Below are 23597 nucleotides of genomic sequence, written 5' to 3'. Positions count from 1 at the left end.
GCGCATGGAAATCCGCAAGACCGTTCTGGAGGGCGCGGTAACGGACGTGGGCGAGGTCGCCATCGAGGTGCGTGCTGCTTTCGATGAGCTGCTCGCCGCCGTCTCCGCTGTGGGTTCCCTTCCGCAGAACGATGACATCAGCGCCATGATCTCCGCAGCCTGTGCCGCCATCCACGAGATCGCGGCCGAGTCCGTCGAGTCGGCGGTCACCGCGCTGGGCGAGCACGGCGAAGGGCTGGTCTCGATGGCCGCCGCCTACGAGGCCGCCGAGCAGGACTCGATCCTGGCGATCAGGAGCGGGACGTGGGCGTGAGGCTGCCGGCCGAACTCGCGGCCCTGCTCAACGAGCTCGGCTACCTGTGGCCGGAGGTGGACGAGGAGTCGCTGCACCGGTTGGCCACCGCCTGGATCGGCTTCGGCGCCCGGCTCGGCGTCGCCACCGGGCAGGCGGACGCCGTCGCCGAGGCCGTCCGGCGCGGCAACGCAGGTGAGGCGATCGACGCGTTCCTGACCGCGTGGAGGCGCGAGGACGCCCCGCGCACGGTGGTCGCCGAAGGCATGACCGGCGCCCGGGTCGTCGGCGTCTGCCTGGTGGTCTGCGCCGCGCTCGTGCTCGCTCTCAAGATCGCCTTCTTCGTGCAGCTCGTCGCGCTGCTGGTCAGGATCCGCCTGGCGGTCGCCACAGCGGCGGCCACCTCCGGCGCCTCGCTGCTGACGATCCCGGCGGCCAAGCGGCTCACCGGCCTGCTGCTGAACCTCGCCGTGAACCAGGCGTCGCGGGTGCTGGTTGCGTAGGGTCCCCGCGGGCGCGGCCGGTTTCATCGCCCGCCGGGCCGCCAGGTTCTTCCGCGGCGCCAAGCCGGTGCCGCTCGGCGGGCTGATCAGGGACGCCCGGCGCAGCGGCGGCTTTTCCTGGTCACCGGCCACCGGCCGGCCGCCCGCCCGGGGTTACATGGTGGCCACGACCGGGCGTACCGCCCAGTTCCCCGAGAGCATCCTCGACGATCCGGACGTCGCCGCGCGGGCCATTGACAAGTACCTGCGCGACAACCGCGACGTCTTCGAGAACCGCAAGAACATCTACCTGGGGTGCTGGATCGAGGACGGGAAGATGTGGCTCGAACCGTCCATGAACCTCCCCAGGAAGAGAGGGGCGATCAAGCTGGCCAGAGAGACCGACCAGATCGCCATCTACGATGTGAGAACCCGCGACTACATTCAGACGGGAGGCGATGGTGGCTTTCTGGAGACGTAAGAAGGTCCACGCCGCGCTGCCGGAAGGCTATTTCGACCTGCCGGAGGAGGAGCGCCTGGCCTGGACCAGGCAGCTCGCCGAGGAGCTCAAGGCGGAGCGCGACGTCCCTCGGCAGGACGACGACACGTCAGGCGATGGCTAGCGCGTAGGAGAGCAGCCACTCCACGCACTCCGTGATGTGCCTGGCATGCTTCAGGTCCCCGCCCCAGGCGTACAGACCGTGATCGGCCACGATGACGGCCGGCGTACGCGGGTCGTAGGCCGCCTCGAACCGGTCGCCCAGCTCTTCCATGTCCTGACTGTTGCCGATGACCGGGATCGTGACCGCGTCGTCGTGGGCGAGGCGGCCGATGCCCTTGAGCGTCTCCACGTCCCGCAGCGACACCCCGCCCGGCCAGCGGTGCCCGGCCACGACCGCGTTGAGCGCGTGGACGTGCACGACCGCATCGGCTCCTGTCAGTGCGGCTACCCGGGCGTGCAGCCCGGCCTCGGCGGACGGCTTGAGCGGCTCCACGCCGTCCACGGCGACGGCCTCGCCGCGCGCGCCGACCACCGCCACGTCCGTCGGCAGCAGCTCGCCCTTGTCCAGCCCGCTCGCGGTGACGGCCAGCCGCAGCGGCTCCCGTGACACCACCTCCGAGATGTTGCCGGAGGTGCCGCGCATCCACCCGATCCCGGTGAAGCGCGCCGCCTCCACCGCCAGTCTCGCGCCTGCCGCGTGCACCCGCTCGGCGGCCAGCTTCGTGTCCACGCTGCTCATAGGTCTATCTCCTCGAAGGTCGTGATGACGGGATGGGTGCCGAACGGTGTGGCCGCGTTCGGCTCGCCCGGCCTGCGTACCCCGGTGGTGCGCCACCCGGCCGCCGCCGCGGCATCCAGCTCGGCCGGGACGTCGGACAGGAAGAGCAGCCCAGCGGGGTCGCCCAGAGTCTCCGCGATTCGCGCGTATGAGGCGGGCTCCCGCTTGGGGCCCGCGTTGACGGTGTCGAACCAGTGGCCGACCAGCACCGACAGGTCGCCGTACGCGGTGCCCGCGAACCACGGCCACTGACTGGCCACCGATCCCGACGAGAACACCGCCAGCCGGTGCCCGGCCGCGTGCCAGGCACGCAGCGCGGGCGGCACGTCGGGGAAGAAATGGGCGGTCAGCTCGCCCGCCGCGAAGCCCTCGGCCCAGATTCGCCCCTGCAGCGTCTTGAGCGGGGTGGCCTTGACGTCGCCGTCCATCCAGCCGTGCAGCACCTTCACCGCCTCCGCCGCGGTTGCCGCGCCGATCTCGGCGAGCGCCGCGCGCACGTCCGGGTCGTCACGGTGGGCGTCGAGGTACGGGCCGAGCCGGGGCCTCGCGTAGGCGTACAGGCCGACGTGCACGGACTCCGTCGAGCTGGTCGTTCCCTCGATGTCGAGCACGATCGTGGTCACCGGGTCAGCACCTCCACGAAGTCGGTCACGAACCTGCGGGCGTCCACGGCGGTGATCACCCGTGTGTCCGGTGCGGGCTCGTAGGGGAAGGCCGGGGGCAGGCCGTCGTGCGTGCGCATCAGCCTGGCCCGGTGCAGGAAGCCGTCGCCGCGCACGTTGACCGGGCCGTCCGTCCAGGCGGTGGCGAAGGTGCGGTCCAGCAGGATGCCCGCGGCGAGGGGGTCGTGCAGCGGGATGATCCTGCGGCCCCACTCGTTCTGGTAGAAGTCCAGGTACGCGTCCAGGATCTCGGTCGCGAAGCGTGCCGTGGGCGTGCCGGACGCCCGCAGGGCGGCGATGGCGGATTCGTCCAGGATCGTACCCGCCGTCACATTCACGCCCACCATGACCAGCTCGCGGCGCGGCGCCGCGAAGACCACACGCGCCGCCTCGGGGTCGTTGTTGACGTTGGCGTCGATCATCAGCAGGGTGCCGGGCGGGGCGTAGGGTCCCGAGCCGCCCATGAGCACCACCGAGCGGTATTTGGTGAGAAGCTCGGGGTCCAGGCGCAGGGCCAGCGCCAGGTTGGTGAGCGGGCCGAGCGCGAGTAGGTCCAGCTCGCCGGGCTGCTCGTTCGCCAGCCGCACCAGCAGCTCCGGTCCTGACTCGGTGCTCACCTCCGGTAGCGGCCGGTCGTGGCCCAGGTCGCCCAGGCCGTCCTTGCCGTGGACGTACCCGGCGATGTGGGCAGGGCCGCGAAGCGGCTCGGCGGCGCCTCTGGCGACGGATACGTCCAGGCCGAGCAGGCGGGCGACGTAGCCGATGTTGCGGGCGGCGTCCTCCTCCGTGCAGTTGCCGTACACCGAGGTGATCGCGACGATCTCGGCGTCGGGGCGGCCTGCCAGGTACAGCAGGGCGTGGGCGTCGTCGATGCCGGTGTCGGTGTCGACCACGATTCGTCTCATGAGAGCTCCTCAGGATGGTGGACGCCGTGTTCGGTCACGATGCGGGTCACCAGGTGGGGCGGGGTCACGTCGAAGGCCGGGTAGTAACCGGTCACGCCGTCGGCGGCGGTGCGCTGGCCGAGCACGTGCAGCACCTCGTCACCGTCGCGTCGCTCGATCACGACGTCTCGTACGGTGGGCGCCTGCGGGTCGGGGGCGTCGATCAGCGCGTAGAACGGGATGCCGGAGGCCTTGGCGGCCAGCGCGACGCCGAGTGTGCCGACCTTGTTGATCACGTGGCCGTCCAGCGTCACCCGGTCGGCGGCGGTCAGCGCCACGTCGGCCAGCCCGTCGGCCAGGGCGGCGGCGACCATGCCATCAGTGATGAGCGTCGGCCGGTAACCCATCTCGACCAGCGTCGCCGCGGTCAGCCGCGCCCCTTGCAAGTAGGGGCGGGTCTCGGTGCAGACGAACTCCAGCCGCTTGCCCGCCGCCTGCGCCGCCCGGACGGTCGCGATCAGGAACGCGTCGGCCCAGCAGTGGGTGAGTACCCTCGTGCCGTCGCCGAGCAGCGAGGCGGCGTGCTCCCCGACTGCGGCGCTGCGCGCCCGATAGCCGTCCTCGTGCGCCCGCGCCGCCGCCTCGACGGCCGCCGCCAGCTCGTCCCCGGCCAGTCGCGCCGAGTCCTCGCCCACCGTCGCCGACAACACGGCCTCTACGGCGTCCCGGATGTGGTTGTTCGTGGGCCGAGTCGCCACCAGCCGCGCCCCCACGGCCCGCAGCCGCGCTGCCGCCTCCTCAGGAGGGTCCCGTCGAGCCTCCCGTGCTCCGAGCACCAGGCCGGCCGTGGCCGCGAAAAGCGGCCCCGAGCTCTGCGTCACCATCCGCTCGATCGCCACCGCCACGTCCTCGCTGGTGGCACAGCGGACCCAGCGCGCCTCGAACGGGTACACGCGGCGATCGAGGATCTCCACCGCGTCCCCCGCGAACCGCACGGAATCAGCGAGTACCGGGCCGTTCACACCGTCTCCTTCCGACGTGTCGCCGCCACCAAGACCAGGGCCAGCAGCGTGATCAGATACGGGGCGGCATCGGCCGCCTGCTGCGGCAGCCCCGCCCCCTGCAACCGGAACCCCAGCGCTTCGGCCGCGCCGAACAGCAGGCACGCCCCCAGCCCGAGCCACGGCCGGGCACCGGCGAGCATCACGGCCACCACGGCCACCCAGCCCCGCCCCGCGCTCATCCCCTCGCTGAACAGCGTCACGTTCCCGAGCGCGAGCTGCGCCCCGCCGAGCCCGCACAGCGCGCCCGCGCCGAGCACCGCGGCGTGCCGGTAGAGCGGCAAGCGCAGGCCGATCGACTCGGCGGCCTCCGCGTGCTGCCCGATGCCGCGTAGCCGCAGCCCCGACCTGGTCCGGCCGAGCCACCACGCGGCCCACGCCACCAGCAGGAACGCGACCGGCACCAGCGGTGACTGTGGCCCGAGCACCGGCAGGTCCAGTCCGAGTTCGGCGAGCGTGGGCAGTCCGGCCAGGTCCGGGGAGCTGAAGGTGCCGCCGCTTCCGAACACCAGCCGCATGAGGAACGCCGTCAGGCCGAGCGCGAGCAAGTTCATCCCGACCGCCACGACGACGGCGTCGGCGCGGAAGGTGACGGCGGGTACCGACAGCAGCAGGGCGTACAGGGCGGTGGCGAGCACGGCCCCGGTCACGCCGAGCCAGGCGCTGCCGGTCAGGTGGCTGATCAGCACGGCCGTGAACGCGCCCCACAGCAGCTGTCCTTCCAGGGCCATGTTGAAGACGCCGGAGACCGAGCACAGCAGTCCCCCGAGCGCCGCCAGCACGACAGGCGTGGTCGCGGTGAGCACCGCCGTCAGGAACGCGGTCATCCGCGCCTCCCCGCAAGCCGGGCGCGGACGACGGCGGCCACCGCGACGATCACGATGATCAGGCCCTGCACGATCTGGGTGAGCTGGCTCGGAACGCCTGCGTCCCGTTCCATCCCCTGTCCGCCGGCCTGCAGGATCGTCATCAGCGCCACCGTCGCGGGGATCGCCGGCGGGCGTCCCGCGGCCAGCAGCACGGCCGCGATCGCCGTGAAGGTGTAGCCCGGCGCAGTCAGCGCGCCGTCCACGAACCGGTAGGGCGGGCCGAGCACGATCAGGCCTCCGGCCAGCCCCGCCAACGCGCCGCCCGCGGCCAGCGTGACGGCGGCCAGCCGGTCCACGCGGACGCCGCCGTACCGGGCGAACTCGCGGTTCGCGCCGATCGCACGGATCTCGTAGCCCGGGACGGTGCGCGCGTCGGCATACAGCCAGAGCGCGGTCAGGACGGCGATCACGGGCAGCCCGATCGTGACGTACGCGCTGGAGCCGAGCGCGGCCAGGCGAGCCGCGTCCGGCAGCAGCGGTGTCTGCGCGAGCCCCGTTCCCGGCTCGGCCAGCGGGAACCTGGCCAGATAGGAGGCCAGCGCCACCGCCGGGGCGCCGAGCAGCAGCGTGCTGACGATCGCCGGGACGCCGAGCCGGGTGCGCAGCGGCGCGGACAGGCCCGCCAACAGCGCTCCCGCCAATGCTGCCCCAAGCAGCGGCACCACGAACGAGCCGCCGGCATGCAGCGCCAGCGCCGCCGCGGCGATGCCGCCGAGCGACAGCTGGCCGTCGCCGCCCAGGTTGAACTCGCCCGCGCGCAGCGGGATCGCGAATGCCAGCGCCATGCCGAGCGTGGGAACGTACGTGGCGATCGTGTACTCGAGGTTGCCGTCCATGAGCGCGCCCCGCACAAGCGCGGGGTAGGCGAGCGATGGGTCGACCCCGGCAGCGATCATGACGAGGGTGGTGACTGCCAGTGCGCCCGCCACGGACAGCACGGCGGGCGACAGCGCCAGCCGCCGCGCGACCACGCGCACCTGTTCAGCCTGCCGACCCGGCGGCGTCAACGGGGGGTTGCCGACGCGGGTCATCCGGCGGTCTCCGAGCCTGCGGGCGGCCTCGAGAGGGCGGCGCCCGTCATGGCGGCGCCGAGACGCTCGTCCGTGGCCTCCACCACCGGCAGCTCGGCCACCACGCGGCCCTCGAACATGACCAGCACCCGATCGGCCAGGGCGCGCAGCTCCGACAGCTCGCTGGACTGCACCAGCACCGCCCCACCGGCGTCGCGCGCCTCGGCCAGCAACGCGTGGATCCGCTCCTGAGCGCCCACGTCCAATCCCTGCGTCGGCTCCTCCACCACCAGCACCGGCGTGTCCTTGGACAGCTCCCTGGCCAGCACCGCCTTCTGCGCGTTGCCGCCGGACAGGCTCTCGATCGGCGCCGTCACCGATGCGGCGCGGATGGAGAACCGCTCCACCAAAGCCGAGGCCCGCCGCCGAACCCGGGCGGGATTCAGGCGGACGCCGCGCTGCTCGCCCATCAGCAGGTTGTCGGCCAGCGACATGCCGGAAGCCGTCGCCCTGCCCGCACGGTCCGCGGGCACGGAGGCGATGCGCCGCTCCCGGCCACCGCCGACAGGCCGCCCGTCGAGCAGCACCGAACCCGAGTCGGCGGACCGGAGCCCTGTCACGGCGTCCAAAAGTTCACGCTGCCCGTTCCCCGCCACGCCCGCGAGGCCGACGATCTCACCGGCGCGCACTCCGAACGAGACCCCGGCCACCGCCATGACGCCGTCACGATCCCGCACCCGCAGGTCTCGCACGTCGAGCAGATAAGGCCGTTCCGAAGCGGCGAGCGGCGCGGGCCGCCCAGGTCTAGCGGGCGTCGTGGCGACCGAGCGGCCGATCATGGCGCGGACCAGCTCGTCCGCCGAGGTGGCCGCCGTGTCGAACCGGCCGGTCACCCGCCCGCCGCGCAGCACCGTGACCCGGTCGCTCGCCGCCAGCACCTCCTCCAGCTTGTGCGTGACGAGCAGCACCGACACACCCTCAGTGGTCAACTCCCTGACCATGCGGAACAGCCCCTCGGCTTCGCCAGGGGTGAGCACGGCGGTGGGCTCGTCCAGGATGAGCACCTCGGCTCGCCGGTAGAGCGCCTTGAGGATCTCCACGCGCTGCCGCACTCCTACCGGCAGTTCTCCTGCGCGCGCCGCGGGATCCACGTCCAGTCCGTACCGCCTGGCCAGCTCGGTCACCGCCCGGCGACCGGCCGCCCGGTCGAGCACGCCGTGCCGCACCGGCTCGGCCCCGATCACCACGTTCTCGGCCACGCTCAGGCCGGGAAAGAGCCGGAAGCGCTGGTGCACCATGCCCAGCCCATGGGCGATGGCATCGGCGGGGGAGCGCAGCCGGACGGGAACCCCCGCACGCAGCACCTGGCCGGCGTCGGGGCGGTGCAGCCCGTAGAGCACGGACATCAGCGTGGACTTGCCCGCGCCGTTCTCGCCGACGACGGCGTGCACCTCGCCCGGCCGCACCACCAGGTCGATTCGGTCGTTGGCCAGCACGTCGCCGAAGCGCTTGGTGATCCCGGCCAGCTCGACCGCCGGCGCAGGCACCCCATCAGCGGGTCGGCGAGCGTGCTCGAGCGCGCTCATCCCGCCAGCGGGTCGGCGACCGTGATCCGGCCGGCCACGATGTCGTCGCGTACCTGCTTGACCTTGGCGACCACGTCGGGGCTCGAGGCGACCGCGCAGCCGGAGGCGGACAGGTCCGGGCCGAGGGCGTTCACGCCGACGCCGCCCTGTTTGAGCCCGTACACCTTGAGGCCGCCCGCCCGGCCCGCCGCGATGTCCTTGATGGCGGCGCTCTCGGCCACGTCGACGTGCTTGAGCACGTTATCGATGATCGTGTCCGGGCTCTGTGTGCACTGGTTGACGTCCACGCCGAACGACTTGGCCCCGGCGGCGGCCGCCGCCTCGAACACGCCCTGGTTGCCTCCGGACGCTGCGGCGGCCACGATGTCGGCGCCCTGGCCGGTCAGGGTCTGGGCCTGCGACTTGGCTCTCGCCGGATCGCTGAAGGGGTTGTTGCCGCCGACGTACAGCGGCGTGCCGGTGACGGAGGCGTTGACGGACTTGGCGCCGGCGAAGAACGGGTCGATCCAACGGTGCACGAACGGCGAGTCGAGCGCGGCCACCACGCCGATCTTGCCGCTCTTGGACAGCAGGCCCGCCTCCACCCCGGCCAGGTAGGCCGCCTCATGCTCCTTGAACGACACGCAAGTGAGGTTGGCCGCCTGGTCCTTGGCGCACGAGTCCACCTGGAGGAACTGCTGGCCGGGATGCTGCTTCGGCACGGTGGCGAACAGGTCGTCGAACGAGAAGCTGACCCCGACGATCAGGGTCGGCTTCGCCCTGACGGCGGCGTCGAGATTCTGCGCGATGCTCGTGGGGTCCTTGCTCTCGTACAGCTTGAACGAGGCGCCGATCTCCTTGGCTGCGGCTTCCGCGCCCTTCACGCTGAGCTGCAGGAAGCTGTTGGTCCCGACGGGGTTCGGCGTGATGAGGATGACGGACTTGCCGGGGGAGGAAGCGGGCGGCCGGTCGGCCCCGCCGCACGCCGTGAGGGCGAGCGCTGCCGCAGCCAGGACAGCCGGTGTGGAGGTCGTGCGCATGTCGGCGAGCATAACATGCATATTAGGTAGGAAATATCGCCTATGGTCCGGATTGGTCCTACGGCATACTTGCGGCCGTGACCGACGCTGCCTCCGCCACCGACGAGTCCGCCGGCAACCCCGCTCAGCCCGGCGACGTGCCGGGGGGTGGCTGGTTCAGTCCGGGGGTAGCCGGCATAGGCGGGGCGAGCTTGCTCGCCGACGTCGGGCACGAGGTGCCCTCCGCGCTGCTGCCCAGCCTGCTCACCTCCACCCTGGGCGCGCCTGCCAGCGCGCTCGGGCTGATCGAGGGAGTCTCCGACGCGCTGGCGGGAGCCGCCCGGTTCGGCGGCGGCGCCCTGGCCGACGACCCCAAACGCCGCCGAGCGATCGCCGTCGGCGGCTATGCCACCACCGCCGTGCTGTCGGCCGGCATCGGTGCCGCCACCGCCGTCTGGCAGGTCGCCCTGCTGCGCGCCGGCGCCTGGACCGTCCGCGGCCTACGGGTGCCGGCACGCAACGCACTGCTGGCCGACATCGTCGCGCCCACCGCCTACGGCCGGGCCTACGGTTTCGAGCGCATGATGGACAACCTCGGCGCGGTCCTGGGCCCGCTGCTGGCCATTGCTCTGGTCGCCCTCTTCAGCGTCAAGACCGCCATCATCATCTCCGTCTTCCCCGGCTTGCTCGCCGCCGCGGCGATCATCTACGCCATCCGGCACACCGCCCGGCCCCGGCAACGCGACAAGGTGCCCCTGCGCATCCGCGTCCGCCCCATCCTGCGCGGCGACCTCGGCAAGATCCTCGGCGCGATCAGTGCGTTCGAGGTCGGCAACGTCGCGGCGACCATGCTCATCCTGCGCGCCACCGAACTGCTCACCCCCGCCCACGGCGCCGCCGGCGCGACCATGATCGCGCTGGCCCTCTACACGGCCTACAACCTCGCCGCCACGGTGGCGTCCGTGCCCGCCGGCCATGTCGCCGATCGGATCGGCGCACGCGGTCCGGCCCTCGTCCTGGCCGCCGGCGTGATCGCCTTCGCTCTGGCCTACGGCCTGTTCGCCGTCACCGGCGCAAGCGTCTGGCTGCTGGCGGTGCCGTTCGTCATGGCCGGGGTCGGCATCGGCGCGGTGGAGACCGCGGAGCACTCCGCCGTTGCCGCGCTGGCGCCCGCCGGCCTGCGCGGTTCGGCGTTCGGTCTGCTGGCCGCCGTCCAGTCGCTGGGCAACTTCGCCGCCAGCGCCATCGCCGGGCTGTTGTGGACTTTCCTTTCCCCCGCTGCCGCGTTCGCTTATCTCACCGCCTGGATGATCGTGGCCTCGAGCGGCGCGCCGATCCGTCCTTCAGCGCCGACCTGGCGATGATCCACGGGCTGCTCTCCGCGCGAGCCGTCCTGGCCGCCGGCGTAGCGACCGATCCCTGGCTCCAGAGGCTGTCCGGCCTCCTCGCCGGCGGTCCGTCCCTTGCCCGCCAGGCCGAGCTGCGTGCCCTCGCCCGGGCAGGCGTCGTCACCTTTCTCGGCGCCGAGCCGCGCATCGAGCAGGACGAGGCGGCCGGCGCGTGGCGGGCGACCAGCCCTACCGTGCCCGGCTCGACGATGGCGCGGGCGCTCATCGAGGCGCGGCAACCCGCACCGAGCGTGCGGCGGAGCACCGATCCGCTGATCGTCGGCCTGTTCGCCCAGGGCGAGTGCCGGGAGGTGTCGGGCCTGCTGGACGTGCGCCTTCCCGACCGGCGGCTGGTCACGCGAACCGGCGCCACGCATGACCGCCGATTCGCCCTGGGCCCCTGGACCGCCGGCGGCATCGCCGGGTTCGACGGCCCGGGCGGAATCGCGCCGCTGCTGCGGGAGGCCGACGCGCTGGCCCGGACGGTGCTGGCCCAGGTCGCCGGATCGTGGCTGCACGCGGCGGCCTGAGCGTACAACTGAGGAGGCGCATGAGGATCGGCGAGGCCACGTTCGCAGCCCAGACGACCGCTGCGGCGGGAGTCGGGCTGCACGGCGTCGGCCTGGAGGGCTTCCACCGGCACCGACCCTGCCAGGTCTCCGGCGGAATGGCGCAGCGCGCCGCTGAATCAGGTGTCGGGCCCACCCGTCGTCGTCGCTACGTGCGCACGGCCGCCTCGCGCGACAGGCGGGGGAGCAGGTGTTCGCCGACCCGGTACGCCTCCTCAAGATGCGGCCACCCGGACAGGACGAATTCATCCACACCGGCGGCCGCGTACTCCCGGAACAGGGCCGCGACCTCGTCGTACGAGCCGACCAGCGCGGTGCCCGCCCCTTCCCGGACCAGCCCGACCCCGGCCCACAGCCCTGGGTGGATCTCCAGGTCGCGGGTGTCGCCGGTGTGCAGATCGACCATGCGGCGCTGGCCGACGGAGTCGTAGCGGGCGAAGTGCCGCTGGGCGGCGGCGATGCGGGCCGGATCCATGCCCGCCAGCAGCCGGTCGGCCTCGGCCCAGGCGGCGGCGCCGGTGTCGCGGGCGATGACGTGCACCCGCAGGCCGTACCGGAGCTTGCGGCCGAGCGGCCCGGCCAGCGCGCGCAGCCGGGCGATGCGCTCGGCGATCGCGTGTGGTGGCTCGCCCCACATGAGCACCACGTCGGCATGCCTGGCAGCGACCTGCTCGGCCGTCGGCGACGCGCCGCCGAAGTACAGCTCGGGTGGCGGGTCGAGGGGCTCGGCCAGCCCGCCGCCCTCGACGCGGTAGTGCTCGCCGTGGTGGTCGAAGGGCACGCCGTCCCAGGAGCGGCGCAGCACGTGCAGGAACTCGGCGGTCCTGGCGTAGCGGGCGTCGTGGTCGAGGAAGTCGCCGTAGGCGCGCTGCTCGACGGGGTCGCCGCCGGTGACGACGTTGAGCAGCAGCCGCCCGCCGGAGACCTCTTGGAAGGCCTGAGCCTGCTGGGCGAGCAGGGTGGGCAGCGCGTAGCCGGTGCGGAAGGCGACCAGCATCTTCAGCCGCTCGGTGTGCTGGGCCAGCGCCGCGCACACGATCCACGGGTCCGGGCAGCCCGCGCCGACCGGGGTGAGCGCGGCCTCGAACCCGGCCTGCTCGGCGGCCCTGGCCACCTGCGTCAGGTAGGCCACGGTGGCGGGGCGGGCCGTGGGATGGAACGCGTCGGTGGTGGTGATGGCCGAGCGGACCTCGTGGCCGTCGCCGGTCGTCGGCAGGAACCAGTGAAAACGCATCAGGTCACCTCGGTATCGGAGGAGGCGGCCCGCCGTACGGCTGCCGCCACGATCTCGCGTACGGCGGGGAACTCCGGGTGGGTGTGCGGGTCGGGCGCGTGCGGGAGGTCGGAGGCCTGGTCGAGCACGATGCGGCCGGGCCTGCGGCTCATCACCAGCAGGCGGGTGCCCAGGTAGACCGCCTCGTCCACGCTGTGCGTGACGAACAGCACGGTCTTGCCCGTGGCCTGCCAGATGCGCCGGATCTCCTCCTGCAGGCGCTCCCGGGTGAGTGCGTCCAGCGCGGCGAACGGCTCGTCCATGAGCAGGATCGCGGGGTCGGGGGCGAGTGCTCGGGCGATGGCGGCGCGCTGCTGCATGCCGCCCGACAGCTCGTACGGCCGCCGCCCGGCCACGTCGCCCAGCCCCACAAGGTCGAGCAGCTCGGCGGCCCGGGACCGCCTGACCGGCGAGGGAACCCCGGCCATCCGCAGCCCGAACTCCACGTTGCGGCGCACGTTCAGCCAAGGGAACAGGCGCGGCTGCTGGAACACCACGCCCCGGTCCGGCCCTGGCACCGTCACCGGTTCGCCCGCCACGGCGATCTGCCCGCCGGTCGGGAACGCGAACCCGGCGACCAGCCGCAGCAGCGTGCTCTTGCCGCAGCCCGACGGCCCGACGATGGTCACGAACTCGCCCGCGCCGACGTCGGCGCTGATGCCGCGCAGCGCCTCGACAGGCTCGGCCCTGGACCAGCGGGAGGGGAGGCCATATGTCAGCGAGACCTCACTCAGTCGCACCGCGGCGGCGGTGCGCACCGCGGTGAGCGCCTCATCCTGCGAACGCATCGCGTAGATCCTTGGTGGCCAGCCCCTTCTGGAACACGGCCAGGTCGGGCACGGCGGGGAGTTTGTTCTGCGACTTGAGGAACTCGGCGGCGCTGCGCAGGTTCTCTGCGAGCGCGCCGGGCTGCTCGGGCGTGCCCAGGTAGTCGGGGCCGGCCTGCTCCTTGCCATTGAGCAGGATGAGCTCGTCGATCTGCTTGGAAGCCTCTGCGGGGTCGAGGTTGAGCTGGCGGCCGACGGCCGCGGCGGCGGCCGCCTTGTCCGCGCGTACCAGCTTGACCGCGCGGTCCTGCTGCTGCAGCCAGGTGCGCAGTGTCTGTGGGTACGTCGTGGCGAACTGGGTGCGGACCACGGCCAGGTCGGCGGTGAGCTTGCCCTTGGCGGCCAGTTCCTTGCTGGTGACCAGCACCTTGCCGGTCTTGCGCAGTTCGCCGAGCACCGGCGTCCAGACGTAGGCGGCGTCGATGTCGCCGCGTGCCCAGGCGGCCTGGATATCCGGTGGCTCCAGGTCGACGACGGTAACGTCGGACTCGGCCAGCCCGGCCTCCTGGAGTGCGGCCAGCAGGCTGTAGTGCGAGGTCGAGGCGAACGGGGTCGCGATCTTCTTGCCCTTGAGCTCGCCGACCGAGCCGGCTTGGCGGGCCACGAGCGCCTCGTTCTCGGCGATGACGTCGAAGATCCACGGCACCTGGTAGGGGATGTTCAGCGGCGCGGACAGGCCGCGGGTGACCGGGCTGCTGCCGGCCAGGCCGATGTCGATGCTTCCGGCGACCATCGCAGTGTTCACATCGCCGCCCGAGTCGAACTTGATCCAGCTGATCTTCGTGTTCGGCAGCGCGGTCTCCAGCCACCGCTGGTCCTTGACGATCAGGTCGCCGTTCGGGATGAGCTGGTAGCCGATGCGCACTTCCTTGGGGCTGCCATCGGCGTTGGGCGCGGTGCTCGGGGTGGCGCCGGTGCCGGTGGAGCACGCAGCTAGGCACAGGGTGAGCGCGAGCGCGGGGATGAGGCGGTGTTTCATGGCTGATGCCTTCTTGTCATGCCTTGCCGCGCCAGGGCACGAGCAGGCGCTCGGTGAGTTGCAGGAGGGCGTCGATGAGCAGGCCGGAGGCGCCGATGACGAGCAGCCCGAGCACGACCACGTCGGTCTGGTTGTAGCGCTGCGCGTCGCGGATCATCCCGCCGATGCCCGGCACCCCGTTGACGGTCTCGGCGGCCACGACCGTGGTGTACGCCACCCCGACCGCGACCCGGATGCCAGTGATCACTTCAGGCAGCGCGGAGGGGAGCACGATCCGGTACGGCAACTGCCACCGGCTCGCCCCCAGCGATCGGGCAGCGTGCAAGTAGTCCTCGTGCACGCCACGTACCGCGTCCGCCGTTGCCACCGCGACGGGCGGCAGCGCGGCCACGAACAGCAGCGAGACCTTGGGCGGCTCGTCGATGCCCAGCCAGATGATGAGCAGGCTGAAGTAGGCCAGCGGCGGCAGCGTCCTCACGAACGTGATCAGGGGGTTGAGCAGGGCCCGAACGGTCGGCACGAGCCCGACGACCAGGCCGAGCGCGATGCCGCCTGCCACGCCGTACAGGCTGCCCAGGGCGATGCGGCGCAGGCTGGCCAGCAGGTGCTCCGACAGCAGGTATCCGCTGTAGCCGCGCTGTCCGTCGTGTATGGAGGAGGTCAGGAAGAACTGCTCCCACACCGAGCCGGGCGAGGGTACGAACACCTCGGGCCACAAGTGGGCGGCCGAGACCGCCCACCAGATCGCGGCCAGCAGGACCACGCTCGCCACCCGGAGTCCGACACCACGGATCACCGACACTTCCTCAATTCAGTAATAAGAGACTGGTTTAGTGGGAAATAGCGTAGATGATCCCACCCGGACCTCGCAACGGGGGGAGACGCCGCTGTCAGGCCCCGGAGAACCCCGAGAGCAACGCGACTGCCAGGGCGAGTGCGACCAGCACGTTGAAATCCTTGCCCCGGCGAACACGCCGATCGGCCGCCAGCCCGCCTCCCGCAGCGACGAGACGCGGAACTCCAGACCGATGCTCACGAACGCCAGGATGAGGAACCAGGTGCGCAGGTCGTTGGCGGCCCCGATGATCTCCTTGCCGTGCGCCACGGAGACCGTGGTCAGGTACCAGGTCGCCAGCACCGAGGCGGCCACGAACCCGAGCACGAACTTCGGGAAGCGCCGCCACAGCTCCGCCAGGCCGGAACGGGGCGCGTCAGGCCCGACCGTGGCCGCTTGCTCACGTCTCGCCGAGGTGTGACTTGACGTGACCGTGCGGGTAGAGCTATAAACTCCACAAAAGCTACTAAATAAGTGGGAAATAGGGAGAACCGATGTACGCACGCAGGGCTCGCGGGGTGTTGGCCGCACTGGCCGTCCTGGCGCTCACGACCGTGGCGGCGGCCTGCGGTGGCGGCGCAAGCGAGGGTAACGCAAGCGGAGGCGCCGCCGCCGGCGGCGGGCCGGCGGAGGTGCGGCTCGGGTTCTTCCCGAACATCACCCACGCCACTGCTCTCGTCGGCGTCGAGAAGGGTCTGTACGCCAAGCACCTGGGCAGCGGTACGACGCTGAAGACCAGCACGTTCAACGCCGGCCCGGCGGCGATCGAGGCGGTCTTCTCCGGCGCGATCGACGCCACCTACATCGGCCCGAACCCCGCCATCAACGCCTGGTCCAAGTCCAAGGGGCAGGCCATCAAGATCATCGCGGGGGCGGCATCCGGCGGCGTCTTCCTGGTGGTCAAGCCGGGCATCAATACGCCGGAGGACCTCAAGGGCAAGAAGATCGCCACCCCGCAGCTCGGTAACACCCAGGACGTGGCGCTGCGCTATTGGCTGACCGAGAAGGGCATCAAGACCGACACCAAGGGCGGCGGCGAGGTCTCCATCGTGCCGCAGGAGAACTCCCAGACCGTTCAGACCTTCGCCACCGGCGACATCGACGGCGCCTGGGTGCCCGAGCCGTTCGCCAGCCGCCTCATCAAGGAGAGCGGCGGCAAGGTGCTGGTCGACGAGCGCGATCTGTGGCCGAACAAGCAGTTCGTGATCACCCATCTGATCGTCCGCCAGGAGTTCGCCAAGGAGCACCCGGAGGCCGTCCGAAAGCTCATCGAGGCGCACGTCGAGGCCAACGCCTTCATCAACTCCGACCCCGCCGGTGCCGCGCAGACCGCCAACGCCGCGCTGCAGAAGCTGACCGGCAAGCCGCTCAAGCCCGAGGTGCTCGACACCGCGTTCAAGAACATCACTTTCACCAACGACCCGATCGCCTCCTCCCTCGTCACCAGCGCCGAGCACGCCACCAAGGTCGGCCTGCTCGACCCGGTCGACCTGAACGGCATCTACGACCTGAAGATCCTCAACGAGGTCCTCGCCACCAAGGGCCAGTCCCCCATCTCGGACAAGTAAGCGACCCAGGAGATCCCATGACCGCTCCACTGACGGAGCAGGCCGGCAGCCGCAACGGCGGGCACCAGCCCGCCGTGCGACTGGAGGCCGTCTCCAAGATGTACGGCCAGGGCAAGACCGGCCTGCTGGCCCTCGATGACGTCGCCCTCGACGTGGCACCGGGCGAGTTCGTCTGCCTGCTGGGGGCCTCCGGCTGCGGCAAGAGCACGCTACTGTCGTTGGTCGCCGGGCTGGACGCGCCCACCGCCGGCCGCATCGACGTCGACCGCGACCGGGTTGCGCTGATGTTCCAGGAGCCGGCGCTGTTCCCGTGGCTGACCGTCTCGGCGAACGTCGAGATGGCGCTGCGCGGCAAGGGCGTGGCCCGCAAGGAGCGGCGGGCCCGCGCGGCCGAGTTCCTGGAGATCGTGCACCTGGGCGGTTTCGGTGGCAAGCGCCCGCACGAGCTGTCCGGCGGCATGCGCCAGCGCGTCGCCCTGGCCCGCGCGCTCGCCCAGGACGCCGACGTGCTGCTGATGGACGAGCCCTTCGGCGCGCTGGATGCGATGACGCGCGACCTGCTCCACGACGAGCTGGAGCGCATCTGGCGCGAACGCGGCCTCGCCGTCCTGTTCGTCACCCACAACGTCCGCGAGGCCGTCCGGCTCGGCGACCGCGTCGTGCTGCTGTCCAGCCGGCCGGGGCGGGTGGTCGAGGACTTCCCGGTGACGCTGCCCCGGCCCCGCCGCACCGACTCGGCCGAGGTGGCCGAGCAGGCCGCTGAGATCACCGACCGGCTGCGCCAGGAGGTCCTGCGTCATGGCCGTTGACACCCACGCCCGGCAGATCGCCGGGCTCGACGCCCTCGAACTCGCCGACCGCCGACGCGCAGGCCTGGCCACGCGCGCCTGGTCGGGGCTGTGGCCGGTGGCCTCGGCGATCGCCATCACCCTCCTCGCCTGGCAGGCGGTGGTCCTGGCCGGCTGGTGGCCGGAGTACGTCTTCGCCGGCCCGGTGACCACCCTGACCGAGCTGGGCCACCGCCTCGGGGAGGCCGAGTTCTACCAGGCCGTCGCGGTCACCATGCGCCGCGCCGTGACCGGCTTCGCGGCGGCCATCGCCGTCGGACTCGTCGTCGGCGCCCTCGTCTCGCGTATCCGGCCGCTGCGCCGGGCCGTCGGGTCGCTGATCACCGGGTTGCAGACCATGCCGTCCATCGCCTGGTTCCCGCTCGCCATCTTGTTGTTCGGGCTGAGCGAGAGTGCGATCCTGTTCGTCGTCGTGCTCGGCGCCGCTCCGTCCGTCGCCAACGGCCTGATCGCCGGCGTCGACTACACCCCGCCGATCCTGCTGCGGGCCGGGCACATGCTGGGCTTCCGCCGCCTCGCCCTGTACCGGCACGTCATCCTGCCCGCCTCGCTGCCGTCGTTCCTGGCGGGGCTCAAGCAGGGCTGGGCGTTCGCCTGGCGCTCCTTGATGGCCGGCGAACTGCTCGTCATCATCGCCAACCGGCCCTCCCTGGGGGAACAGTTGCACTTCGCCCGCGAACTGGCCGACTCGGCCGGCCTGCTCTCCACCATGATCGTCATCCTGGTCATCGGCATCCTCATCGACCGCCTCTTCGGCGCGGCCGACGGCGCGTTGCGCCGCCGCTGGGGCCTGCACCAGGTCACCAACTGACCGACATGCGGATCTCCGCCCGAACTCAATACGCCCTGCGCGCCGCCGCCGAACTCGCCGCGGCGCCGCCGGGCCCTGTGCCGGCCGACAAGATCGCGGCAGCTCAGGGGATTCCCCGCAAGTTCCTCGACAACATCCTGCTCCAGCTCCGCCGCGCCGGTCTCCTGCACAGCCAGCGCGGCCCCGAGGGCGGCTACTGGCTGGCCCGTCCCGCCGCCGAGATCACGCTCGCTGACATCATCACCGTGGTCGAAGGCGTACCCGAGGGGAGCGACCACGGCGGGTACCCGGGCGTGGCCAGGCCGCTGGCGGACGTGTGGAGCGCCTTGCGGGACCACGAGCAAGCCCTGCTCACCGAGATCACCCTCGCCCACGTCGCCGACGGCTCGCTGCCCGAGCCATCGGACCACTGAGGGACTTGAAGGCCCACCAGGCGTGGAGTGCCGGCAATGCGCGCAGGACCGTCCGACTGGCTGAAGCCGCGCGCTGGCACGACGGACGGGTGACTCCCGGGGTGCGCGGCATGGCCACCCAGATGGCCGCGCGAGGGCACGCTTTGGCAGGGGAGGCCCGTCCGGCCCGCACGCTGCTGGACGAGGCTGAAGCCCTCATCCGTCGAGCCGCCGAGCACGCCGACGACGAACCGGCGTGGATGTACTTCTACGACGAGACCTGGTTCCGACTCCAGCGTGGCATGACGAAGCTGCGTCTCTCGAACTGGCCCAAGGCCGTCGACTTGCTGACGGCCGGACTGGCGAACCTACCTGCGCCCTACAAGCGCGACCGCGCATGGTACGGATCATGCCTGACCAAAGCAGACGCGGAGACGGGGGACGCACGGGCATCCCTCGATGTAGGGCTCCCAATCGTGGGAGACGCGGTCAAGCTGAACCGCCATGCCCACAAGGAACTCATCAACGTGCAGGTAATCCAATGACGTGCCAGTACCACAGCCACCCCGAATCGGGCGCCCCGTGACCATCCCCTGTGGATCGCCTTGCGTGCCTCGGCGGCCCGGTGTACAACGTGTCTCGATGATGATCGGGAGTTGCCTGTGACCGTGTTTGGAATTCTCGGTTCTGTTCAGGCTCTTTCCGGAAATAGGCCCGTGCATCTCTCGGGAAAGCAGCGGTCCGTGCTTGGCGTGTTGCTGCTCTATCCCAATACGTCGGTCTCTCTGGAGCGCCTGATCGACTGCCTGTGGGAGGAGCCGCCCGCGTCGGCCGTGTCGAACATCCACAGCTACGTCACCCGCCTCCGGCGAACGGCCGTCCCCCAACTCGTCACCCAGGACCACGGCTATCTCCTGAACCTTGAGCGGACCCAGCTCGACCTGCTCGTCTTCGAGGACACGCTGAGCAAGGCCCGCCGCCACGCGGACGCTGGAGACCTGGCCGCGGCCAGCGACGAATACCGGACCGCCCTGTCGCTGTGGCGCGGCCGACCTGCCGAGGACGCGCTGCTCACCTCCTCCGTGGCGCCTCGCGTCGCTCTGCTGGAAGAACTGGCGCTTTCAGCCCGGTCCGACTGGACCGATGTCCGCTTGAGGCTGGGCCTGCACGAGGAGCTGATCGGCGAGTTACGGGCGCTCGCCGAAGCCAACTCGCTCAACGAAGGCGTCTGGCGGCAGCTCATACTGGCACTCCACCGGTCCGGCAGGCGGGCAGAGGCCCTGGAGATGTACAGCCGGGTCCGTACGGTGTTGGCGAGCGAGCTGGGCGTCGAACCGGGCACCGAGCTCCAGCGCCTGCGCGCGGCGATCCTGGGCAACGACGCGGTGCTCACCCGTCCCGAGCGCGAGACTGTACGCCGCCTCGTTCCCCGGCAGCTCCCGCCGGCGGTGGGCCGGCTGATCGGCAGGCGGGCGGAGCTCAAACAACTGGACGAACTGTCAGTGGCGCAGCTGATCCTCGTGGTCGGGGGCGCCGGGGTAGGCAAGACCACGCTGGCCGTCCACTGGGCGCATCGCGTGGCGGAGCGGTTCCCCGACGGGCAGCTCTTCCTCGACCTGCGGGGGTTCGACCAGGCGCAGCCAATGAGCACGGCCGAGGCGTTGCCGCGCCTGATCCAGGGGCTTGGCTGGCCCGCGGCGGACATCCCCGTGGAACTGGACGCCCAGATCGGCCTGTACCGGTCGATCCTGGCCGGACAGCGTGTTCTCGTGGTGCTGGACAATGCCGCCGAGCCGGACCAGATCCGATCGCTGATACCCCCCGAAACCGGATCCCGGATCCTGGTTACCAGTCGGGACCGGCTGAGCGGTCTGGTGGCGCTGGAGTCCGCCGGGCGGATCACGCTGGACGTGCTCGACCCGGACGCAGCCGTCGATCTGCTCGCCGACACCGTGGGACCGGACAGGATCCGCAGGGAACCGCACGCCGCCGCGCGCCTGGCGGAACTCTGCGCGCGCCTGCCGCTGGCCCTGCGGGTGGCCGGTGCCAGAGCGGTGGGCAGCCCGCACAAGACGCTCGCACAATACGTGGCCGAGCTCGGCGATCATGACCTGCTCTCCCAACTGGAGGTCGAGGGCGATCCGCGTACGGCGGTGCGCGGCGCGGTCGGCCGATCTCACGAGGCGCTGGCCCCGGCGGGACGGCGGCTGTTCCGGCTGATCGGGCTGGTGCCGAACACCGGCATCACTGTCGCGGGCGCGGTGGCGCTGTCAGGCTACTCCCCAACGCACACGGCCCAGCTCCTGGACGACTTGGCGCGGGTCCATCTGATGAGCGCGGAACCGGACCGCTATACCTGTCATGACCTGCTGGTCACGTACGCCGCGGAGCGGACCGAGGCGGAGGACCCGCCCGCCGACCGCGAGACCGCCATCAACCGGTACTTGGACTTCTACTTGCGGACGATCGTCTCTGCGGGCGAGCACGTCGATGTGCGAGTGGTCGGACCGGCGCCGGACGGACCGGGCACGGAGGTGACGCCCCTCTCCTTCGGCAACGCGACCGACGCGGAGAACTGGCTCGACCAGGAGTGGGACACCATAGCCGCGATGATCGCCCGCGCCGCGGAGCGCGGCCCCCACCCCTTGGCCTGGCGGCTGGCCGATGCCCTGAGAGACGTCCTGCCCTGGAAACGGCCCATCACTGAGTGCCTGCGCATCGCCGAACTCGGGCTCAAGGCTGCTCGCATCGAGCAGGACAGCATGGGACAGGGCGCGATGCTGATGTCCATCGGCTACGTACGGTGGCGGATCGCCGACCTGGACGCCGCCATCGACGCCTACCGTCAGGCGCTGCCCTTCCTGCGCCGCGCGGGCTGGCGCGCGGGAGAATCGGCCGTGCTGCGGGCCAGCGGTGTGGCCCTCGCGCAGGCCGGGGCGCCCGAGCAGGCCGTCAACCGGTTCCGGCGGGCACTGGCCATCGACCGCGAGCTCGGCAACCGCGCGGGCGAGACGTCCAGTCTCGGCAACCTGGCGGCGCTGTATCTCGACCTCGGCCGCTTGCGCGACGCGGAAGAGCGCCACCGGCAGGCGCTCGCCGCCGCCATCGAGATCGGCAAGCGCCAGCTCGAGGCTGTCGTCCGCACCAACCTCGGAGTGGTTCAGCGGGAAATGGGCCGGCTCGGGGATGCCTTCGACACGCTCAGCGGGTCATGGTCCGTCGGGCGCGAGATCGGATCCCCGTACGTGGAGGCCATGGCGCTGGAATCCCTCGGCGGCGTGCATCTGGAGGCCGGTCGCCATGACTCCGCGCTCCAGGCGCTGTCGGAGGCGATATCCGTGGCCAAGAGCGTCGAGAACCACGAAATCGAGGTGCGCGCACTGATCGGGCTGGCGCTGGCGAGACTCCGGCGGGGGGATGTCGGAGACGCCGACGACCACCTCGCCGCGGCTGCGGCCGTCGCCGAACACACCAGCCACCGGCCGAACCAGGTGGAGCTGCTGCTGGCGCGCTCGGAGCTGGCCCGCTTCCGAGGCCTTCACACGGAGGCGCTGGCCCACGCCGACAGCGCCCGGCACCTGGCAGGCAATGGGTACGCCTTGGCGCTGGGCAAGGCACACAGCGCCATCGCGGACGCGCGCCTTGGCCTGGGCGAGCTGGTCTCCTGCCAGGAGCACTGCGAGGAGGCGCTGCGGGTCTTCCGCCGAACGGGGCAGCGGCTCGCCCAGGCCAGAACGCTGATCACCCTGGGGCATGTGCTCCGGGGTATGGGGAGGGAGGGCGCGGCCTGGTCGGCTTGGCGGCGCGCGCACGCCATCGCGACGAAAGCGGACGCACCTGAACAGAGGGAGACATTTGCCTTGCTATACCCGTCCTAGCCCCATTGCCCGGGTCGCGGCCCTCATGCCACGTCGCCGGTGCTACATCTGCCTGATGAACGGGACGTTCTGGTAACCGGCGCGGCGTGCGGCTCGTAGCGCCGTCCCAGGTGTCGTTCCCTGTGCTATGACCGCATCGCCGTCAACGGCCACCCAGGTGCCGGTCGGCGTGTCGGTCGCGGATTGGGCAGTGCGTAGGGCGGCCGCCATCTGGTCGATTCGGCCGGACGTGTCGACCGCTGCCGTCGGCACACCGAGCCATTGGTTGGTGCGGCGTTCCACTCTGCGGATCCTGCGCCAGACCAGATACTGAACAAGGATCGCCGGCCCCAGCACGGTGAGGAACGCCATACCTGAGCGGAGCACGCCGGTGGCGAATCCGATCTGCACCACTATGATCAGGCCGATGCCGCAGGCCGCCCCGATCCATCCCGCGGTCTTGCCGTACGCCTTGGTCGCGACCATCGGCCACAGTGCGAGGATCAGACAGTCGCCGAGGCCCGCCGCGACCGGTATGGCTCCGGTCGTCACGGCGAGGAGCGGCGCGAAGGGATACCCCTCCACCTGAGCCAGGAACCGATCGGTCATGTCGCCGAGGCCGGTCGCGAACAGGTCGTACACCGCCAGCGCGGTGGCGAACGCCGCGACGTGGCCGGCTGTCATCCCAGTCTGCGTCCACAGACTTGTCACACCGATCACGACGATCGCGATGAGGGCCGCATTGAGCACCAGCACCAAGGTGCCGGACCCGGCGATGGCGGCTCCGGCCGCGGCGGCGACGAGTAGCACAGCGGCGACCGTGGCAGGTCGTCCGCCCAGCAACGGCGCGAGGGCCAATTGGACGCTGGCGAGGAACATGACGCCGAACACCGCGGAGACGGCCGGTGCCGCCATGGCGAGGTACGCGATGGGCATCACGACCACCAGGCAGCTCATGATGAGCACGTCGGAGGTGGTGAAACGCCCCACCGGCGGTCGCGGCAGCCGGAACCGGTGCGCGTAGCCGAGGCCGAGCAGCACGATCAGACCGATGAGGAGGTCGAGTAACGCGAAGTTCTGCAGGGTGAACATAGGGATCTCCGGGCCGCCGAGTGAGGTGATCGCC

At 71.4% G+C, this 23597-nt stretch carries 26 protein-coding genes; 12 read left to right on the top strand and 14 right to left on the bottom strand.

What is annotated here, in order from left to right:
- Positions 1-4: 4 nt before the first annotated feature.
- Genes ACTWPT_RS40880 through ACTWPT_RS40865 form a run of 4 tightly spaced genes read left to right on the top strand, consistent with a single transcriptional unit; the run spans position 5 to position 1397 of the window.
- Complete coding sequence (locus tag ACTWPT_RS40880) at positions 5-313, top strand: hypothetical protein (RefSeq protein WP_443182907.1); 309 nt, start codon at positions 5-7, stop codon at positions 311-313.
- On the top strand, positions 304-795 hold the full coding sequence (locus ACTWPT_RS40875; protein WP_443182906.1) for a WXG100-like domain-containing protein: 492 nt from the start codon (positions 304-306) through the stop codon (positions 793-795). Before ACTWPT_RS40880 ends, ACTWPT_RS40875 begins: the two co-directional genes overlap by 10 nt.
- Entirely contained in the window at positions 788-1255 is a 468-nt protein-coding gene (locus ACTWPT_RS40870) for a hypothetical protein (RefSeq protein WP_443182905.1), read from the top strand. Before ACTWPT_RS40875 ends, ACTWPT_RS40870 begins: the two co-directional genes overlap by 8 nt.
- A complete protein-coding gene (locus ACTWPT_RS40865) occupies positions 1236-1397 on the top strand; it encodes a hypothetical protein (protein ID WP_443182904.1) in 162 nt (53 codons plus the stop codon). Before ACTWPT_RS40870 ends, ACTWPT_RS40865 begins: the two co-directional genes overlap by 20 nt.
- On the opposite strand, the gene mtnB is transcribed toward ACTWPT_RS40865, so the two are convergent.
- The 8 genes from mtnB to ACTWPT_RS40825 are packed head-to-tail and all read right to left on the bottom strand — an operon-like array spanning position 1383 to position 9145.
- Positions 1383-2015: a methylthioribulose 1-phosphate dehydratase gene (gene mtnB, locus ACTWPT_RS40860; RefSeq protein WP_443182903.1), complete on the bottom strand. Its 633-nt coding sequence runs from the start codon at positions 2013-2015 to the stop codon at positions 1383-1385. The genes ACTWPT_RS40865 and mtnB overlap by 15 nt on opposite strands.
- Entirely contained in the window at positions 2012-2677 is a 666-nt protein-coding gene (mtnC, locus tag ACTWPT_RS40855; protein WP_443182902.1) for an acireductone synthase, read from the bottom strand. Before mtnC ends, mtnB begins: the two co-directional genes overlap by 4 nt.
- Positions 2674-3621, bottom strand: coding sequence for a nucleoside hydrolase (locus ACTWPT_RS40850; RefSeq protein WP_443182901.1), 948 nt, complete (start codon positions 3619-3621; stop codon positions 2674-2676). The genes mtnC and ACTWPT_RS40850 overlap by 4 nt, the downstream gene beginning before the upstream one ends.
- The gene (locus ACTWPT_RS40845; RefSeq protein WP_443182900.1) at positions 3618-4622 is read right to left on the bottom strand and encodes a s-methyl-5-thioribose-1-phosphate isomerase; all 1005 of its coding nucleotides are present in this window, start codon (positions 4620-4622) and stop codon (positions 3618-3620) included. Before ACTWPT_RS40845 ends, ACTWPT_RS40850 begins: the two co-directional genes overlap by 4 nt.
- Positions 4619-5488: an ABC transporter permease gene (locus ACTWPT_RS40840; protein ID WP_443182899.1), complete on the bottom strand. Its 870-nt coding sequence runs from the start codon at positions 5486-5488 to the stop codon at positions 4619-4621. The genes ACTWPT_RS40845 and ACTWPT_RS40840 overlap by 4 nt, the downstream gene beginning before the upstream one ends.
- On the bottom strand, positions 5485-6507 hold the full coding sequence (locus tag ACTWPT_RS40835; RefSeq protein WP_443182898.1) for an ABC transporter permease: 1023 nt from the start codon (positions 6505-6507) through the stop codon (positions 5485-5487). Before ACTWPT_RS40835 ends, ACTWPT_RS40840 begins: the two co-directional genes overlap by 4 nt.
- 50 nt (positions 6508-6557) lie before the next feature.
- Positions 6558-8126, bottom strand: coding sequence for an ABC transporter ATP-binding protein (locus tag ACTWPT_RS40830; protein ID WP_443182897.1), 1569 nt, complete (start codon positions 8124-8126; stop codon positions 6558-6560).
- Complete coding sequence (locus ACTWPT_RS40825) at positions 8123-9145, bottom strand: BMP family ABC transporter substrate-binding protein (protein WP_443182896.1); 1023 nt, start codon at positions 9143-9145, stop codon at positions 8123-8125. The genes ACTWPT_RS40830 and ACTWPT_RS40825 overlap by 4 nt, the downstream gene beginning before the upstream one ends.
- Positions 9146-9222: 77 nt before the next feature.
- On the opposite strand from ACTWPT_RS40825, the gene ACTWPT_RS40820 reads away from it, so the two are divergent.
- A complete protein-coding gene (locus ACTWPT_RS40820; RefSeq protein WP_443182895.1) occupies positions 9223-10488 on the top strand; it encodes an MFS transporter in 1266 nt (421 codons plus the stop codon).
- On the top strand, positions 10485-11042 hold the full coding sequence (locus tag ACTWPT_RS40815) for a hypothetical protein (RefSeq protein WP_443182894.1): 558 nt from the start codon (positions 10485-10487) through the stop codon (positions 11040-11042). Before ACTWPT_RS40820 ends, ACTWPT_RS40815 begins: the two co-directional genes overlap by 4 nt.
- Positions 11043-11229: 187 nt before the next feature.
- On the opposite strand, the gene ACTWPT_RS40810 is transcribed toward ACTWPT_RS40815, so the two are convergent.
- The 5 genes from ACTWPT_RS40810 to ACTWPT_RS40790 are packed head-to-tail and all read right to left on the bottom strand — an operon-like array spanning position 11230 to position 15322.
- Positions 11230-12315, bottom strand: coding sequence for an LLM class flavin-dependent oxidoreductase (locus ACTWPT_RS40810; protein WP_443182893.1), 1086 nt, complete (start codon positions 12313-12315; stop codon positions 11230-11232).
- Positions 12315-13142 (bottom strand): ABC transporter ATP-binding protein, encoded by an 828-nt coding sequence (locus tag ACTWPT_RS40805; protein ID WP_443182892.1) that lies wholly within the window; start codon positions 13140-13142, stop codon positions 12315-12317. The genes ACTWPT_RS40810 and ACTWPT_RS40805 overlap by 1 nt, the downstream gene beginning before the upstream one ends.
- The gene (locus ACTWPT_RS40800; protein ID WP_443182891.1) at positions 13126-14160 is read right to left on the bottom strand and encodes a taurine ABC transporter substrate-binding protein; all 1035 of its coding nucleotides are present in this window, start codon (positions 14158-14160) and stop codon (positions 13126-13128) included. The genes ACTWPT_RS40805 and ACTWPT_RS40800 overlap by 17 nt, the downstream gene beginning before the upstream one ends.
- Before the next feature lie 16 nt (positions 14161-14176).
- Positions 14177-14956, bottom strand: coding sequence for an ABC transporter permease (locus ACTWPT_RS40795; protein ID WP_443182890.1), 780 nt, complete (start codon positions 14954-14956; stop codon positions 14177-14179).
- 15 nt (positions 14957-14971) lie between these two features.
- On the bottom strand, positions 14972-15322 hold the full coding sequence (locus ACTWPT_RS40790; RefSeq protein WP_443182889.1) for a putative sulfate exporter family transporter: 351 nt from the start codon (positions 15320-15322) through the stop codon (positions 14972-14974).
- Positions 15323-15489: 167 nt separating this feature from the next.
- Here ACTWPT_RS40790 and ACTWPT_RS40785 point away from each other — a divergent pair, with 167 nt between their 5' ends.
- From ACTWPT_RS40785 to ACTWPT_RS40760, 6 genes are all read left to right on the top strand, one after another.
- Positions 15490-16563 carry an ABC transporter substrate-binding protein gene (locus ACTWPT_RS40785; protein ID WP_443182888.1) on the top strand — a complete coding sequence of 358 codons (1074 nt, stop codon included), beginning with the start codon at positions 15490-15492 and terminating at the stop codon, positions 16561-16563.
- A gap of 17 nt (positions 16564-16580) precedes the next feature.
- On the top strand, positions 16581-17372 hold the full coding sequence (locus tag ACTWPT_RS40780; protein ID WP_443182887.1) for an ABC transporter ATP-binding protein: 792 nt from the start codon (positions 16581-16583) through the stop codon (positions 17370-17372).
- Positions 17362-18222 (top strand): ABC transporter permease, encoded by an 861-nt coding sequence (locus tag ACTWPT_RS40775; RefSeq protein WP_443182886.1) that lies wholly within the window; start codon positions 17362-17364, stop codon positions 18220-18222. Before ACTWPT_RS40780 ends, ACTWPT_RS40775 begins: the two co-directional genes overlap by 11 nt.
- A gap of 5 nt (positions 18223-18227) precedes the next feature.
- Positions 18228-18635 (top strand): RrF2 family transcriptional regulator, encoded by a 408-nt coding sequence (locus tag ACTWPT_RS40770; RefSeq protein WP_443182885.1) that lies wholly within the window; start codon positions 18228-18230, stop codon positions 18633-18635.
- 110 nt (positions 18636-18745) lie between these two features.
- Positions 18746-19159, top strand: coding sequence for a hypothetical protein (locus ACTWPT_RS40765; protein WP_443182884.1), 414 nt, complete (start codon positions 18746-18748; stop codon positions 19157-19159).
- A gap of 117 nt (positions 19160-19276) precedes the next feature.
- The gene (locus ACTWPT_RS40760; protein WP_443182883.1) at positions 19277-22492 is read left to right on the top strand and encodes a BTAD domain-containing putative transcriptional regulator; all 3216 of its coding nucleotides are present in this window, start codon (positions 19277-19279) and stop codon (positions 22490-22492) included.
- Between the two features lie 42 nt (positions 22493-22534).
- Here the strand turns inward: ACTWPT_RS40760 and ACTWPT_RS40755 are convergent, their stop codons facing one another.
- A complete protein-coding gene (locus ACTWPT_RS40755) occupies positions 22535-23563 on the bottom strand; it encodes a hypothetical protein (protein ID WP_443182882.1) in 1029 nt (342 codons plus the stop codon).
- Positions 23564-23597: the final 34 nt, after the last annotated feature.

The sequence above is a fragment of the Nonomuraea sp. 3N208 genome, from assembly GCF_052245935.1.
Lineage (GTDB): Bacteria > Actinomycetota > Actinomycetes > Streptosporangiales > Streptosporangiaceae > Nonomuraea.
This window is presented reverse-complemented; position numbering and strand designations above follow the sequence as displayed.